The following is a 14,599-nucleotide window of genomic DNA, read 5'->3' on the forward strand; positions in this document are numbered from 1 at the left end:
CGACATTCGACACCACGGACGGCCACATTGCAAGTCCGGCGGGAAACCACTTCCTGGGGGTTTTGGAGGCCGCCATCAGGCCCATCAACGCCGGTGGGCGGCCCAACGGATCGGGCCGAACGGATCTGGTCAGGGCGCGCCGAAGTCCACGCCCCTTCCGCAAGATGGAGAGTCAGCCGCGTTGGCCGGACCGCCCGCTCGGGCGTTACACCAACCGACGGCCGGTCCTGATCCGGCGGTCCAGGTCCCAGAGCATGAAATTGAACGGGAACTCGCGCACGATTCGCGGCATCATCCGATTCAGCGCACCCACCACGGCAATCAACCGATCGAACCGCCGTTGCTTGGCCGCATCCCAGGGCAACCGCATCTCGTCACGGAACCGCTGCGGCAGAAAACCGGTGGTGATCAGCAGCGCCAAGCCTTCCGACCACCGCCGCAGCGGGCCCGGCAGGGCAACCCCGCGCACCCGGGACGCGGCGATCGGATACAGATATTCGCGCACGGCGTCATCAATGTGGATCTTCTGCAGCGACTCCTGCCAGTACCGATCAAAGGCGGCCCGATCCGGCGGCCACAGCTCGGCGGGCACCTGCAGGGTGGTGCCCATCGACATGCCGTCGCGATAGTGGCGATCGGCCTCCTCGTCGTCCATCTCGCCGACGAAAGTTCGATAGATATCAACGCCGCCCTTATACAGGCAGGCCGCCACCCACAGCTGCAGCTCCACGTCGAAGGCGCTGTAACTCACCGGGCTCTCCGGTGTCGAGTAGACCTGGGCATGGACCCGGTTCACGGCACGGCGAAAGGCGGCCTTTTGCTCATCGGTGCCGGCGCTGGCCACCGCAACGTAGGTGAAGGTGGTTCGGGCCCGTTTTATCGGGTGGCGGTCGATTCGACCGCTTTCGACCCGACTTTCCATCACGCCGTGTCCAACTCCAGGACGCGCCAACTCCATGATCACGTTGGCCGGACCGGCCAGCAGCGCCACCCCCATCAGCCCATTCCCGAAACCGCCGCGTTTTCGCTGCCTGACCTGGCGCGGCGGGTCAGAGATCGGCCGCTCGGCATGCGGCGCAAGCCGGCCCGCCGCCTCCTGGATCGTCACCGAAACCCCCTGCCCGCGGGTATCAATTGTGAAAACACCTGTTTCCCGATGGTGTCGTGCTACCGCTTTAATGTCAAGATATTTGGCAATGACTAGTAATACCGAGGGGTCCAGCGCCCCAAGCATGCGTCCGTACCGGGGAGTGGAGGCGACCGAACGGCTCGCAGCTCGCCGCAGCCAGCTACTCGAGTCCGGGCTGGAACTGCTCGGTTCCAGCGATCGCGATATCGCCGAGCTAACGGTGCGGGGCATCTGCCGCCAGGCCGGCCTGTCGGCACGCTATTTCTACGAGAGCTTCCCCGACAAGGATGAATTCATCGGCGGGGTCTTCGACTGGGTGGTCGGCGATCTGGCCACCACCATCCAGGCCGCGGTTGCGACGGTGCCCCCTCCCGAGCAGGCCCGCGCCGGGATCGCCGAAATTGTGCGCACCATCGTCGGTGACGCCCGCATCGGGCGGCTGCTCTTCAGCACCCACCTGGCCAATCCCGTGGTCGTGCGCAAGCGCACCGAATCCAGCGCACTGTTCGCCATGCTGTCGGGCCAGCATGCCGGCGATGCGCTCAGAATCCCGGCCAACGACCGGATCAAGGTGGGCGCGCACTTCATCGTCGGCGGCGTTGCCCAGACCATCAGCGCCTGGATCGAGGGCGACGTCGAACTCGAGCCCGGCCAGCTCGTCGACCAGCTGGCTTCGCTGCTCGATGAACTCTCCGATCCCAGGCTTTACGGCCTCAGGGGAAGAAGGGCAGGTGCCACAGCCGCGTCCCCGGCTCAATAAGCCACAGCCGCGCCAGCGTGAGTCGCATGATGCGTTGCGCCCCGGTGATCATCACGACGGCTATCGGTAGCTCGATGAACAGCGCGGACCCCACCGACCACCAGCGGTCGCTGGGCCCCGCCGTCATCAGATCGAACCAGGCGTCACAGATCAGCAGCACACCGGTGGTGAAAGCGGTCAGCAGCAGCAGTTGGCGGCGCAGATAGCCCAGCGCCGCGGTAGCCGCCATGAAGGCCACCAACAGGATGTCGAAGCCCACCCAAGTGGCCGGCCAGTTGTGCGCCACGTAGTTGCCCGCAAGGTCAGCCCCAGAAATACCGTCCACGGGATCAGCACCAGCGCGCAACTGATGATGAGCCGCAGTCGGATACGACGAGTCCGGGAGAGGATCGTCGGGTCCACCAACTCGCCAAGCGGCCGTTCCAGCCAGGAAATCAGATCACGCCGTTGCTGCGGGCTCAGTGCCGCGATTTGATCGTCGGTCAAGATAGCGTCGGTCACGCTTAAGCAAGGGAAGGCGAGCAATGCCGATCGCGATAACCCCTGAGCATCGGGACCTGGCCGATTCGGTGCGATCACTGGTAGCGCGCGTGGCGCCGTCGGAAGTGCTGCACGCGGCTATGGAAACTCCGGTCGAGAATCCACCGCCCTACTGGCAAGCGGCGGCCGAACAAGGCTTGCAGGGTGTTCATCTCGCCGAGTCCGTCGGCGGACAGGGTTACGGGATCCTCGAGCTGGCTGTGGCGCTGGCCGAATTCGGCTACGGGGCGGTCCCCGGTCCGTTCGTCCCGTCGGCGATCGCCAGCGCACTGATTTCGGTGCATGACCCCGAGGCCAAGGTGCTTTCCGAACTCGCCAGCGGTGCCGCCATCGCGGCCTACGCGCTGGACTCGGGGCTCACCACAACGCGCCAGGGGCTAGAGGACGGTGGCGTGCTGGTCATCCGCGGCGAGGTCCGCGCGGTTCCAGCCGCAGCCCAGGCCTCCACTCTGGTGCTGCCGGTCGCCATCGATAGCGGCGACGAGTGGGTGGTGCTGCGCGCCGAGCAACTTGAAATCGAACCGGTCCGCAGCCTCGACCCGCTGCGCCCCGTCGCACACGTCCGCGCCAACGCCGTCGAGGTTGGCGATGACGTGGTGCTGAGCAATCTGAGCATGACCACCGCCCACGCGCTGATGTCCACCCTGCTCTCGGCCGAGGCGGTGGGTGTAGCCCGCTGGGCCACCGATGCCGCGTCGGGTTACGCCAAGATCCGCGAACAGTTCGGCAGGCCGATCGGCCAGTTCCAGGCGATCAAGCACAAATGCGCCGAGATGATCGCCGACACCGAGCGCGCCACCGCCGCCGTGTGGGACGCGGCCCGCGCGCTAGACGAGGACAGCCCGCACATCGAGTTCGCCGCGGCCGTCGCCGCGACACTGGCACCGGCCGCAGCCCAGCGCTGCACCCAGGACTGCATACAGGTGCACGGCGGCATCGGCTACACCTGGGAGCACGACACCAACGTCTACTACCGCCGGGCCCTGATGCTGGCGGCCTATTTCGGCCGCAGCGTCGAGTACCCGCAGCGGGTGGTGGACACCGCGACCACCACGGGCATGCGAGCGGTGGACATCGACTTGGATCCCGACACCGAGAAGCTGCGGGCCGAGATTCGCGCCGATGTGGAGGCCCTCAAGCGGATGGATCGGGAGCCCCGAAAGGCCGCGATCGCCGAAGGCGGCTGGGTGCTGCCATATCTGCCCAAGCCCTGGGGACGGGCCTCCAGCCCGGTCGAGCAGGTCATCATCGCCCAGGAGTTCAGCACCGGTCGGGTAAAACGGCCCCAGGTCGGCATCGCGGCGTGGATCCTCCCGTCGATCGTGGCGTTCGGTACCGAAGAGCAGAAGCAACGATTTCTGCCGCCCACCTTCCGCGGCGAGATGATCTGGTGCCAGCTGTTCTCGGAGCCCGGCGCCGGCTCGGACCTGGCCGGTCTGAGCACGAAGGCGACACGGGTAGACGGCGGCTGGCGCATCACCGGACAGAAAATTTGGACCACCGCCGCTCAGTACTCGCAATGGGGCGCGCTACTGGCCAGAACCGACCCGAACGCACCCAAGCACAACGGCATCACCTAATTCCTGCTGGACATGAAAAACGAAGGCGTACAGGTAAAGCCGCTGCGCGAGCTGACCGGCCACGAAATGTTCAACACCGTCTACATCGACGATGTGTTCGTCCCGGACGAGTGTGTCCTGGGCGAAGTCAACCGGGGCTGGGAAGTCAGCCGCAACACCCTGACCGCCGAACGAGTATCGATTGGCAGCACCGACAACAACTTCCTGGCCACCTTGCCGCAGTTCGTCGAGTTCGTCCGGGACGGCCAGTTCGATCAGGTCGCCCAGCACCGCGCCGGACACCTGATCGCCGAGGGTCACGCCGCCAAGGTGCTCAACCTGCGCTCCACCCTGTTGACCCTCTCGGGTGGGGACGCCATGCCGTCGGCGGCGATATCCAAGCTGTTGTCGATGCGCACCGGTCAGGGGTATGCGGAGTTCGCCGTGTCGTCGTTCGGCACGGATGCCGCGATCGGCGACACCGACGAGTTGGCCGGTAAGTGGGGCGAGTACCTGCTATCCAGTCGCGCCACCACGATCTACGGCGGCACCTCCGAGGTGCAGCTCAACATCATCGCCGAGCGGTTGCTGGGCCTGCCCCGCGACCCGTAAGCCGCAAGCGGTCTGTCTGCGATTCGATTCGATCCGCGGCGGGCTTCGCGCACCGGCCAGTTCCTTGAACCAAGGCTCGATCAGGTTCAGCCAGCAACTCGACGTCGCCATGAAATGAAGATGCCGGCGGCGGCCTGTTGTGCGCCGCACATTTCACGATCTCTACTGTGGGATCCGCCGACAGTTTCATCGAGGCCGGTTGCTCGCCATGGGCCCCCGCTGTCTAATGACTTCGATGGAATTGATGATGCCGACCGATGCGTCCTTCCTGTTCACCGAGTCCCGCGAGCACCCCATGCATGTGGCCGGTTTGCAGCTGTTCATTCCTCCCGACGCGGCCGGTCCGGGATTTGTCGATGAGATCTATAGATGCCTGGCGGCAAATCGAGAGGGACAACCCGCATTCCGCAAGCACCCCGCAACATTGTTGGGCGGTATTACCAACCTGGGCTGGCAGTACGACAACGAGATCGATACCGACTATCACGTGCGGCGTTCGGTGCTTCCGTATCCCGGGAGGGTACGCGAGTTGCTCCAATTGGTTTCTCAGCTACACAGCCACCTGCTCGATCGCCATTACCCGTTGTGGGAAATGCACGTGGTGGACGGGTTGGCAGACGGCCGGTTCGCGATCTACTCCAAGTTCCACCATGCCCTGCTCGACGGTGCCTCGGCATTGATGCTGCTGCAGCGCGCACTTTCGGATGACCCTCGCGACACCGAAGTGCGGGCACCATGGAATCTGCCCCCGCAGCCGGATCACGCGGTTGGCTCTTCCAGGCTGGGATCGCTGGCCAACACGGCGGGATCTCTGATGGCACTCGGTCCATCGACAGTGTCCTTGATCCGCGCTGCGCTGGTTGAGCAGCAGTTGACCCTGCCATTTGGGGCTCCGCGCACCCTGTTCAACGTGAAGGTCGGCGGCGCGCGCCGATGCGCAGCGCAGTCATGGTCGTTGGATCGGTTCCGGGCCGTAGCGAAATGCGCGGGAGTCACCATCAACGATGTAGTGCTGGCAATGTGCGCCGGTGCGCTGCGCCAGTACTTGCTCGAGCAGAATGCGCTACCGGATGCGCCGCTAGTTGCCTTGGTCCCGGTTAGCCTGCGTTCGCAAACCGATGACTCCGGCGGCACCATGGTCGGGACCGTGCTTTGCGGTCTCGCGACCGACACCACGGATCCGGCGAAACGACTGGAAATGATCAGTCAGTCGATGCGCCGAAACAAGAAGGCATTTTCCGAATTGTCCCCGCTGCAGGCAAAAGCGTTGTGGGCCTTCAATATGGCGCCTTTGACGCTGACAGCTGTTCCGGGCTTCGTCCCATGGACAAAGCCGTCGTTCAATGTCATTGTGTCGAACCTGCCGGGACCGACCAAACCCATGTACTGGCACGGGGCCCGGCTGGACAGCATCTATCCACTGTCGATCGCTCACGACGGTCAGGCGCCGAGCATCACTCTGCTCAGCAACGCCGGCACGCTCGAATTCGGCCTAGTCGGGTGCCGTCGCAGTGTCCCGCACTTGCAGCGACTCCTGCTACACCTGGAGACGTCACTGTATGGCCTGGAACAGGCCGTCGGACTCTAGAAGTTCACTGCCAGCGTGGCGCGCCCGGCGAACTGCTCATCACGGATCGTCAGACAGGCAAGCAAGAATGAGTCGATCACTGATGAATTCGGCATGACTCCGTCCTCGTTTCCAAAGCGAGGCGCCTCCCCGGCTCAGCCGAGCACTGGGCATCGACGTGCCCCGCCCCGGATTGTTCACCGGTGATTGAGGTCGTCGTCCTGTAGATGTACGGAAGTGTCTGTCCAGCAGGGAATTCGTGGGATTGCGGCGGCTCAGGTTCTCGAACCGGAAGGCACTTCGTAGGTGCAGGGCAGTTAGTGGTGGTGGACACCGACCGCCCGGTGCGATGCCGGTGGGGATGTCGCCGACGGCCGGGCGATACCAGGCGGTCGTCACCAACACCGCCACCTGACAACTAGCGCAGCCGCTACGGGCAGCGATGAACTGCGGAGCCAGTGACCGGCTACTCGATCTCCATCTCACGCAGCTCGCGTTTGAGGATCTTGCCGGTGGGGTTGCGCGGCAACTCCTCGAGGAAGATCACTTCCCTGGGCACCTTGTAGCGGGCCAGGTGGTCGCGCACGTAGTGCTTGACGGTCTCCTCGTCGAGGTCGGTGTCGGGCTTCTTGACCACGAACGCGCGCAGCCGCGTGCCCCACTCCTTGTCGTCGACGCCGAGCGCGGTGGCCTCCACCACGTCGGGATGCCCGCTGATCAGATCCTCGACTTCGGCCGGGAACACGTTTTCCCCGCCGGAGACGATCATCTCGTCGTCACGACCGCTGACGTAGAGCAGCCCGTGCTCATCGAAGTAGCCGACGTCACCTGAGGACATCAGACCGTCGATGATCTGCTTGTGGCCGCCACCGGTGTAGCCCTCGAAGGGGAAGGCGTTGCCCACGAAGATCCGGCCGACTTGGCCCTGCGAGACCTCGTTGCCGTTGTCGTCGAGGATCTTGACCTTGACGCCTTTGACGACAGGTCCCACCGTCGCGGCGTTGCGTTGCAGGTCCTCGGGCCCGGCGATGGTGGCAAATGCGATCTCGGTCGAGCCGTACATGTTGTAGATAACGGGACCGAGGTCTTTGAGTGCGCGGCTGGCCAGTTCGGCGCCCAACTGGGAGCCGGATACGAACACGATCTTCAGGCTGGACAGGTCTGGCTTCTTGTCTATCTTCTCGACCGCGTCGAGAAGACGCGACAGCATCACCGGCACCACGACCATGGCGGTCACTTTGTGCTTCTCGATGTCTTCGAGCACCAGCTGCGGCTTGAACTTCCGTCGCAACACCAGCGTCGAGCCCAGGAACATCGCGATGGTGGCGTGCAGGTACCCCAGCGCGTGGAACATCGGCGCCGGCAGCGAGGTCACCTCGTTGGCCTTGAACGGGACGTGCGACAAGATGCCCCCGACCGGCGCCAGCGTCGGCGGGGTACTGCGGTTGGCGCCCTTGGGGGTGCCGGTGGTGCCACTGGTCAGAATGATGATCGACGCATGCTTGCCGGCCTTGGGCGCCGGCGCGGTGCTGCTGCGGGCGATGAGTTCGGCCAGCGTTTCGTCGGTGCTGCCCGAGTCCTCCTCGGAATCGGGGTTGACGCCCAGCGCCCGCAGCTTGCCCAACGGCGGCTCGGCTTTGCTGACCGCACCGGTGTACTCGTCGTCATAAATGATCAGCTTGGCGCCTTCGCGCTCCGAGACCTCTTTGATTTGTGGACCGGAGAACTCGCTGTTGAGCAAGATGATGCGGGCGCCTGCCCGGGCAGCGCCATAGTTGGCGATCAAAAACCAACGGTGGTTGCGCGCCAGGATGGCGACCCCGTCGCCGGCGGATACCCCCTTGGCCAGCAGGGCGTTGGCCACGGCGTGGGCGGCTTCGTCGAGCTGCTGGTAGGTGAATTCGCCCTCTTCGTCGATGCACGCCGCGCGGTGCGGATGACGTCTGGCGTTGAACGAGGGCAGCATGCCGAACTCGCCCCACTTCGCGATTTCGGTTGCCATCGCGGCGTAGTTCAGCGGCGACTCCAACCGGAACGCACCTGATTCGATGATCTTGCGCACGTAGTGCAGTTCGGCCGCCCCGCGGTCGACGTATTGCTGAATTTTTGCGACCCCGGGCAGGTCACTGAGGTTAGGCATAAGTTCACCATATGTGACGCCGGTCGCACCGCGACCATAGAGTGCATCGAAATTACGATTGATTCCCATGACCGGCCCGGTGGTGTCATTGGAGTTGGCCGGTCGGCAGGTCAAGATCACCCACCCAGACCGAGTGGTCTTCCCCGGCCAGGGCGACCGGCCGAGCCGCACCAAGCTCGATCTGGTCCGCTATTACCTGTCGGTGGCCGATGGCGCGCTGCGCGGGGTGGCCGGCCGGCCGATGATGCTCAAGCGCTTCGTCAAAGGGATCGACGTGGAAGCGGTGTTTCAGAAGCGCGCCCCCACCAACCGCCCCGACTGGGTGGACGTTGCCGAGCTGCGCTACGCGTCAGGCACCTCCGCCCAGGAAGCGGTCATCCACGATGCCGCGGGACTGGCCTGGGCGATCAACTTGGGTTGCGTCGATCTGAATCCACATCCGGTGCTTGCCCGCAACCTCGATCACCCCGACGAACTACGGATCGACCTGGACCCGATGCCCGGTGTCGAGTGGCGCCGCATCCTCGACGTCGCGCAAGTGGTCCGCGAAGTGCTCGAAGATTATGGGCTCACGCCCTGGCCCAAGACCTCTGGTTCACGGGGCTTCCACGTCTATGCCCGGATCGCGCCACAGTGGTCGTTTTCCCAGGTTCGGCTGGCCGCGCAGACCGTCGCGCGCGAGGTCGAACGGCGGATGCCCGGCGTGGCAACCAGCCGTTGGTGGAAGGAGGAACGCGAGGGAGTGTTCGTCGACTTCAACCAGAACGCCAAGGACCGCACGGTCGCCTCGGCCTATTCGGTGCGGGCCAACCCCGACGCCCGGGTGTCCACGCCGCTGCACTGGCACGAGGTGGCCGACTGCGATCCGCAGGACTTCACCCTCGACACCGTCCCCGATCGGTTCGCAGAATTGGGCGACCCGTGGTCGGGCATGGACGGCGCCGTGGGAGCGCTGGACCGGCTGCTGATGCTGGCCGAGGAACTGGGCCCGCCCCAGCGCGCTCCCGCCGGCGCGGGCAAGCGCAGCGATGGCCGCCGGCAGCCGAGCATGCCGCTGATCGAAGTCGCCCGCACCAAGACCAAGGACGAGGCGATGGCCGCCCTGGACACCTGGCGCGCTCGCCATCCCGCGGTGGCGGATCGGCTGCAACCCGCCGATGTGTTGGTGGACGGCATGCGCGGGCCGAGCTCGATCTGGTACCGCATCCGGATCAACCTGCAGCACATACCGCCCGAGGCGCGTCCCCCGCAGGAGGAGCTGATCGCCGAGTACAACCCGTGGCACGGCTACCGGCCCCCCGATGGCCGGGGCAGGCCCGGAGCCGACGGCTGATCACACCCCTAGCTGCGCCATCGGAGTCTTGGTGCGTAGGTAGCAGTGCCAGGTGACGAATAGCAGCGCGAGGAAAAAGACCACATAGAAGCGCAGCGCGGGTTCGATATTGCCGAACTGGGCCTTCGACCACGCGTAGGCCAGGGGCACCAGGAACCCACCGAAGGCGCCGACCGCCGAGATGACGCCCAAGGCACCGGCGGCTTGGCGGCGCATCTGCACCATCGTGTCGGGGTCACCGCCCGCGAGCTCACCTTTGACCTTGAAGATCCGCGAGATCATGCGATAGGTCGATCCGTTTCCGATGCCGGTGGCCACGAACAAGAACATGAAGCTGGCGAAGAACAGCGGCAAGTTGACGTTCTGCACCGACCACAGCGCGGCGGCCGCCCCGATCGCGAGCATCAGAAAGCTGACCGCGGTGACGCGGGCGCCGCCAACGCGATCGGCCAGCCTGCCGCCCAGCGGCCGGATCACCGATCCGATGCCCGCCCCCAGAAAGGCCCAGCCCAAGGCGATGTCGCCGCGATCGAAGACGGTCTTGAGCAGTGTCGGAAACGCCGCCGAGTAGCCGATGAAGGATCCGAAGGTACCGATGTACAACAGGGCCAGGATCCAGGTGTCGGCGTGGCGCAGCGACTGCCAAACCGGCTTCACGTCGGCCTTCGCCTCGGCGAGGTTGTTCATGAACGCAAAGGCGCAGACCGCGGCGACGACCGCCAGCGGCACATAGAACAATCCGGCCCGCGCCAGCGCCATCCCGCCACCGGCGACCACGATCGGCGGGATGATCTTTTGCACTACCGCGACGCCAATGTTGCCTCCGGCCGCGTTGAGGCCCAGTGCCCAGCCTTTGTCCTTCTCGGGGTAGAAGAACGAAATGTTGGCCATCGACGAGGCGAAGTTGCCGCCGCCCACACCGGCGGTCGCGGCAATCAGCGTCAGCAGCACAAAGGGTATGCCGGGGTGACTTACCGCCCAGGACAGCAGCAGACAGGGAATCACCAACAAGCTTGCGGAGATGGTCGTCCAGTTGCGGCCGCCGAAAACCGGGATCGCGAAGGTATAGGGCAATCGCAACAGTGCGCCGACACCGCTGGGAACAGCGACCAGGCACAGGGCTTGGCTGGGCGAAAGTGCCCAGCCCGACGCGGCGGGATGGCTGGGATGCCCCGGTGCGCCAACGGCCATCATCTGCACGACCACGATGCTCCACAACATCCACACGCTGAACCCGATGTGCTCGGCGAAGATGGAGAAAACCAAGTTGCGCCGGGCGATCGGCCGGCCGATCGTGTCCCAGAATTCGGGATCTTCGGGGCGCCAGTCATGAATCCAGTGGCGTCCGACGTGCTGCTCGCGCGGTGCGGTGTGCTGGCACCGGGGTGATGGTCATCTACGTCTCCTGTGCAAGAGAGCGGCCAATCCGCGGCCGAATGGGCCGAGGACGCACGAACGAGTCGACGCTAACGACGGGCTGTTACCGAACTAGGTGGTCGCAGTTACGTCGTCGCAACGCAAAAATCACAACGGTCGCGGCCCCGCTGTTAGAAAAATCGCCGCACCCACGCACGCACGGTGCCCCGGCCAAGCGTGCACCAGCCGGTGCTGTGGCGGGGTGACGGTCAGGCACGCGATAATCTCACGCGATGCAACAGGGATGGAGTCGGCGCGGATTCCTGCAGGTCGCGGCGGCCACAGGGCTGCTCGCCAACGGGGTCGCGGCGTGCTCGTCATCCAAGCCGCAGGCGGGCACCGCTGATACCGGGGCGGTGACCATCACCCACTTGTTCGGCCAGACCGTCATCAAGGAGCCGCCCAAGCGCGTGGTCAGCGCCGGTTATACCGAACAAGACGACTTACTCGCGCTGGGGGTCGTGCCCATCGCCGTCACCCGATGGTTCGGGGACCAGCCGTTCGCGGTGTGGCCCTGGGCGCAGCCCAAACTCGGCGCGGCACAGCCGGTGGTGTTGAGCCTCGACGACGGGATTCAGGTCGACCAGATCGCGAACCTCAAACCCGATCTCATTGTGGCCATCAACGCCGGAGTCGACGCCGAGACCTATCAGAAGCTGTCTGCGATCGCCCCCACCATCCCGCAATCGAGCGGTGACGCGTTCTTCGAGCCCTGGAAGCTGCAGGCCAGCACAGTCGGTGAGGCGGTGTTTCAGAGGGCGCAGATGAAGTCCCTGATCGACGCCGTCGACCAGAAGTTCGCCGCTGTGGCACAACAGCATCCGCAATGGATGGGCAAAAAAGCACTGTTACTGCAGGGGCGGCTTTGGCAGGGCAATGTCATCGCAACGATGGCCGGCTGGCGGACCGACTTTCTCAACGAGATGGGTCTGGTCATCTCCGAGGGCATCAACCCCTTCGCCGTCGATCAACGCGGTGTGATCCCGCGCGATCACATCAAGGAGGTGCTCGATTCCGCCGACGTGCTGATCTGGCTGACCGAGAGCCCCGAAGACGAACAGGCGTTGCTGGCCGACCCCGAGATTGCGGCATCAGCGGCGACCGAGCAGAAACGCCATGTCTTCACCACCGGCGATCAGGCCGGCGCGATCGCGTTTGCGTCGCCCCTGAGTTATCCCGTGGTGGCCGACGAATTGCCCGCGCTGATCGCGAAGGTATTGGGCTGAGATTGCCGATTATTCGGCCACCGACCGCGCGGGTCTGAGCATCCGCTAAGGCCCTTCTGGCAGTGCTCGAAAATTTCTCGCCCACCGTCGAATCCGGGGCTAACGTCGAAGAATGAGTATGACCGATATCTCAACCGAGCTTGCGGCGGACATGGTGACGCGCAACATTTTCGACTACGGCGATCAAGCGCTGATGCTGGAGTGTGACAGCACCGCGCAGGTCTTGGCGTGGACGCAGACCCTACGCGCCGCTGCGCTGCCCGGCGTGGTCGACATCGTCGGGGCCTCCCGCACGGTGTTGGTGAAGCTCGCCGGTCCCCGCTTCCAAGGGGTTACCCGGCAGCGGATACGCCGGCTGCCCGTCGACCCCGACCTGCTCGCGTCCGAGCACCAGGGCGAACCGCTGCCGGCGCCGGTCATCGACGTCATCTACGACGGCCCTGATCTTGCCGAGGTCGCCAGCCATACCGGTCTGACCACCGCACAGGTCATCCACGCCCACACCGCCACCCGGTGGCGCGTCGGGTTCAGCGGATTCGCGCCCGGGTTTGCCTACCTCATCGGCGGCGATCCTCGGCTGCAGGTGCCCCGCAGGTCCGAGCCGCGGACCTCGGTGCCGGCCGGGTCGGTCGCGCTGGCAGGCGAATACAGCGCGGTATACCCGCGGCACTCCCCCGGCGGGTGGCAGATCATCGGCCATACCGAAGCGGTGTTGTGGGACATTGACCGGCCCAACCCGGCCCTGCTCATCCAGGGCATGTGGGTACAGTTCCGGCCGGCGTAGCGAGGAGGATCTGTCGTGATAACCCTGGAAATACTGCGCAGCGGGCCGTTGGCCATCGTCGAGGACCTCGGCCGGGCCGGTCTGGGCCACCTGGGAGTCGGGCGGTCCGGGGCGGCCGACCGTCGCTCGCACACGCTGGCGAACCGCTTGGTCGCCAATCCCGACGACTGGGCGACCGTCGAGGTCACGCTGGGAGGCTTTTCGGCCCGGGTTCGTGGCGGCGACATCGACATCGCGGTGACCGGAGCCGACACCGACCCAACCGTCAACGGAACGTTGTTCGGCACCAACAGCATTCATCATGTCCGCGATGGCTCGGTAATCTCACTGGGAACTCCCAATGCGGGACTGCGTACCTATCTAGCGGTGCGCGGTGGTATCAGCGTCACCCCCGTGCTGGGTTCACGCAGCTATGACGTGATGTCGGCAATCGGCCCGGCGCCATTACGGACCGGGGATGTGCTGCCGATCGGCGACCGTTCGCAGGATTATCCGGAACTCGACCAGGCGCCGGTGGCCGCCATCACCGACCGGGTGGTCGAACTGCGGGCGATACCGGGACCGCGCGATGACTGGTTCGTTGATCCCGAAGCGCTGGTACACACCGACTGGGTGGTCTCCGGTCAAAGCGACCGGGTGGGAACGCGATTGGTCGGCCGCCCGCTGACGCACCGCAATCCAGACCGCCAGTTGCCCAGCGAAGGGACCACTCGCGGCGCAATCCAGGTGCCGCCCAACGGATTACCGGTGATCCTGGGGCCCGATCACCCGATCACGGGCGGCTACCCGGTGGTGGGTGTGGTGATCGATGACGACATCGACAAGGTGGCCCAGGTGCGGCCCGGTCAGCACGTATGGCTGCACTGGGCACGCCCTCGCCGCTGACGCGCGGGCACTGGTAGACAGAAATAGTGCATACCGAGGTTCACACGGCTCGGCTGGTCCATACCGCCGATCTGGACAGTGAGACGCGTCAGGGCATTCGCCAGATGGTCACCGCCGCCTTTGCCGGCGACTTCACCGATCACGATTGGGAACACGCCCTGGGCGGTATGCACGCCCTGATCTGGCATCGCGGCGCGATCATCGCGCACGGCGCCGTGGTGCAGCGGCGCCTTATCTACCGCGGTAGCGCCCTGCGTTGTGGCTATGTCGAAGGTGTTGCGGTGCGAGAGGATTGGCGTGGCCAAGGACTGGCGACTGCGGTGTTGGACGCCACCGAGCAAGTGATTCGTGGCGCCTACGAACTGGGGGCGCTCAGTTCCTCGGCGGGCGCCCGCCGGCTGTACACATCTCGAGGCTGGTTGCCGTGGCACGGCCCGACATCGGTGCTGTCCCCCACCGGCCCCACTCCCACACCCGATGATGACGGAACCGTGTTTGTGCTGCCGGTCGATGCCAGCCTGGACACCTCCGCCGAATTGATGTGCGACTGGCGCGCGGGAGACGTCTGGTAATACCTCGGCGCCGCGCCTTCCTGCCAGCCAGTTTTCAGATAACTGCGATTCAACTTTCAGCCCATATCCACCCCTT

9 protein-coding genes and 3 pseudogenes are annotated in these 14,599 nt (G+C 65.1%); 8 read left to right on the forward strand and 4 right to left on the reverse strand.

The genetic code is table 11. The features are described 5' to 3' along the window. Positions 1 to 205 precede the first annotated feature (205 nt). Positions 206 to 1,108 carry an oxygenase MpaB family protein gene (locus tag SHTP_RS23395; protein WP_096371931.1) on the reverse strand — a complete coding sequence of 301 codons (903 nt, stop codon included), beginning with the start codon at positions 1,106 to 1,108 and terminating at the stop codon, positions 206 to 208. Positions 1,109 to 1,196: 88 nt separating this feature from the next. On the opposite strand from SHTP_RS23395, the gene SHTP_RS23400 reads away from it, so the two are divergent. Beyond that, entirely contained in the window at positions 1,197 to 1,889 is a 693-nt protein-coding gene (locus tag SHTP_RS23400; RefSeq protein ID WP_172900594.1) for a TetR/AcrR family transcriptional regulator, read from the forward strand. Here SHTP_RS23400 and SHTP_RS23405 read toward each other — a convergent pair. Next, positions 1,843 to 2,390: pseudogene (locus SHTP_RS23405) on the reverse strand (hypothetical protein). The gene SHTP_RS23400 and the pseudogene SHTP_RS23405 overlap by 47 nt on opposite strands. A 23-nt stretch (positions 2,391 to 2,413) precedes the next feature. Between SHTP_RS23405 and SHTP_RS23410 the strand changes: the two are divergent. Then, positions 2,414 to 4,600 (forward strand): annotated as a pseudogene (locus SHTP_RS23410) (acyl-CoA dehydrogenase). 235 nt (positions 4,601 to 4,835) lie between these two features. Continuing rightward, positions 4,836 to 6,188: a WS/DGAT/MGAT family O-acyltransferase gene (locus SHTP_RS23415; protein WP_172900699.1), complete on the forward strand. Its 1,353-nt coding sequence runs from the start codon at positions 4,836 to 4,838 to the stop codon at positions 6,186 to 6,188. Between the two features lie 445 nt (positions 6,189 to 6,633). Here SHTP_RS23415 and fadD2 read toward each other — a convergent pair whose 3' ends face one another. Further along, positions 6,634 to 8,307 carry a long-chain-fatty-acid--CoA ligase FadD2 gene (gene fadD2, locus SHTP_RS23420; RefSeq protein WP_096372632.1) on the reverse strand — a complete coding sequence of 558 codons (1,674 nt, stop codon included), beginning with the start codon at positions 8,305 to 8,307 and terminating at the stop codon, positions 6,634 to 6,636. Positions 8,308 to 8,374: 67 nt separating this feature from the next. Here fadD2 and SHTP_RS23425 point away from each other — a divergent pair, with 67 nt between their 5' ends. Beyond that, complete coding sequence (locus tag SHTP_RS23425; protein ID WP_172900595.1) at positions 8,375 to 9,640, forward strand: DNA polymerase domain-containing protein; 1,266 nt, start codon at positions 8,375 to 8,377, stop codon at positions 9,638 to 9,640. Here the strand turns inward: SHTP_RS23425 and SHTP_RS23430 are convergent. After that, a pseudogene (locus SHTP_RS23430) lies at positions 9,641 to 11,005 on the reverse strand (MFS transporter); the annotation flags it as partial. Positions 11,006 to 11,289: 284 nt separating this feature from the next. Between SHTP_RS23430 and SHTP_RS23435 the strand changes: the two are divergent. The 4 genes from SHTP_RS23435 to SHTP_RS23450 all read left to right on the forward strand — a co-directional run bounded on the left by SHTP_RS23435 (position 11,290) and on the right by SHTP_RS23450 (position 14,523). Continuing rightward, on the forward strand, positions 11,290 to 12,282 hold the full coding sequence (locus SHTP_RS23435) for an ABC transporter substrate-binding protein (RefSeq protein ID WP_096371936.1): 993 nt from the start codon (positions 11,290 to 11,292) through the stop codon (positions 12,280 to 12,282). A gap of 112 nt (positions 12,283 to 12,394) precedes the next feature. Further along, positions 12,395 to 13,066, forward strand: a complete 672-nt coding sequence (locus SHTP_RS23440) for a 5-oxoprolinase subunit B family protein (protein ID WP_096371937.1) — start codon at positions 12,395 to 12,397, stop codon at positions 13,064 to 13,066. A gap of 15 nt (positions 13,067 to 13,081) precedes the next feature. Then, a complete protein-coding gene (locus SHTP_RS23445; protein ID WP_012392490.1) occupies positions 13,082 to 13,951 on the forward strand; it encodes a 5-oxoprolinase/urea amidolyase family protein in 870 nt (289 codons plus the stop codon). A 26-nt stretch (positions 13,952 to 13,977) separates the two neighbouring features. Next, the gene (locus SHTP_RS23450; RefSeq protein WP_012392489.1) at positions 13,978 to 14,523 is read left to right on the forward strand and encodes a GNAT family N-acetyltransferase; all 546 of its coding nucleotides are present in this window, start codon (positions 13,978 to 13,980) and stop codon (positions 14,521 to 14,523) included. Positions 14,524 to 14,599 lie beyond the last annotated feature (76 nt).

The organism is Mycobacterium ulcerans subsp. shinshuense (assembly GCF_002355775.1).
Classification (GTDB): Bacteria; Actinomycetota; Actinomycetes; order Mycobacteriales; family Mycobacteriaceae; genus Mycobacterium; species Mycobacterium marinum.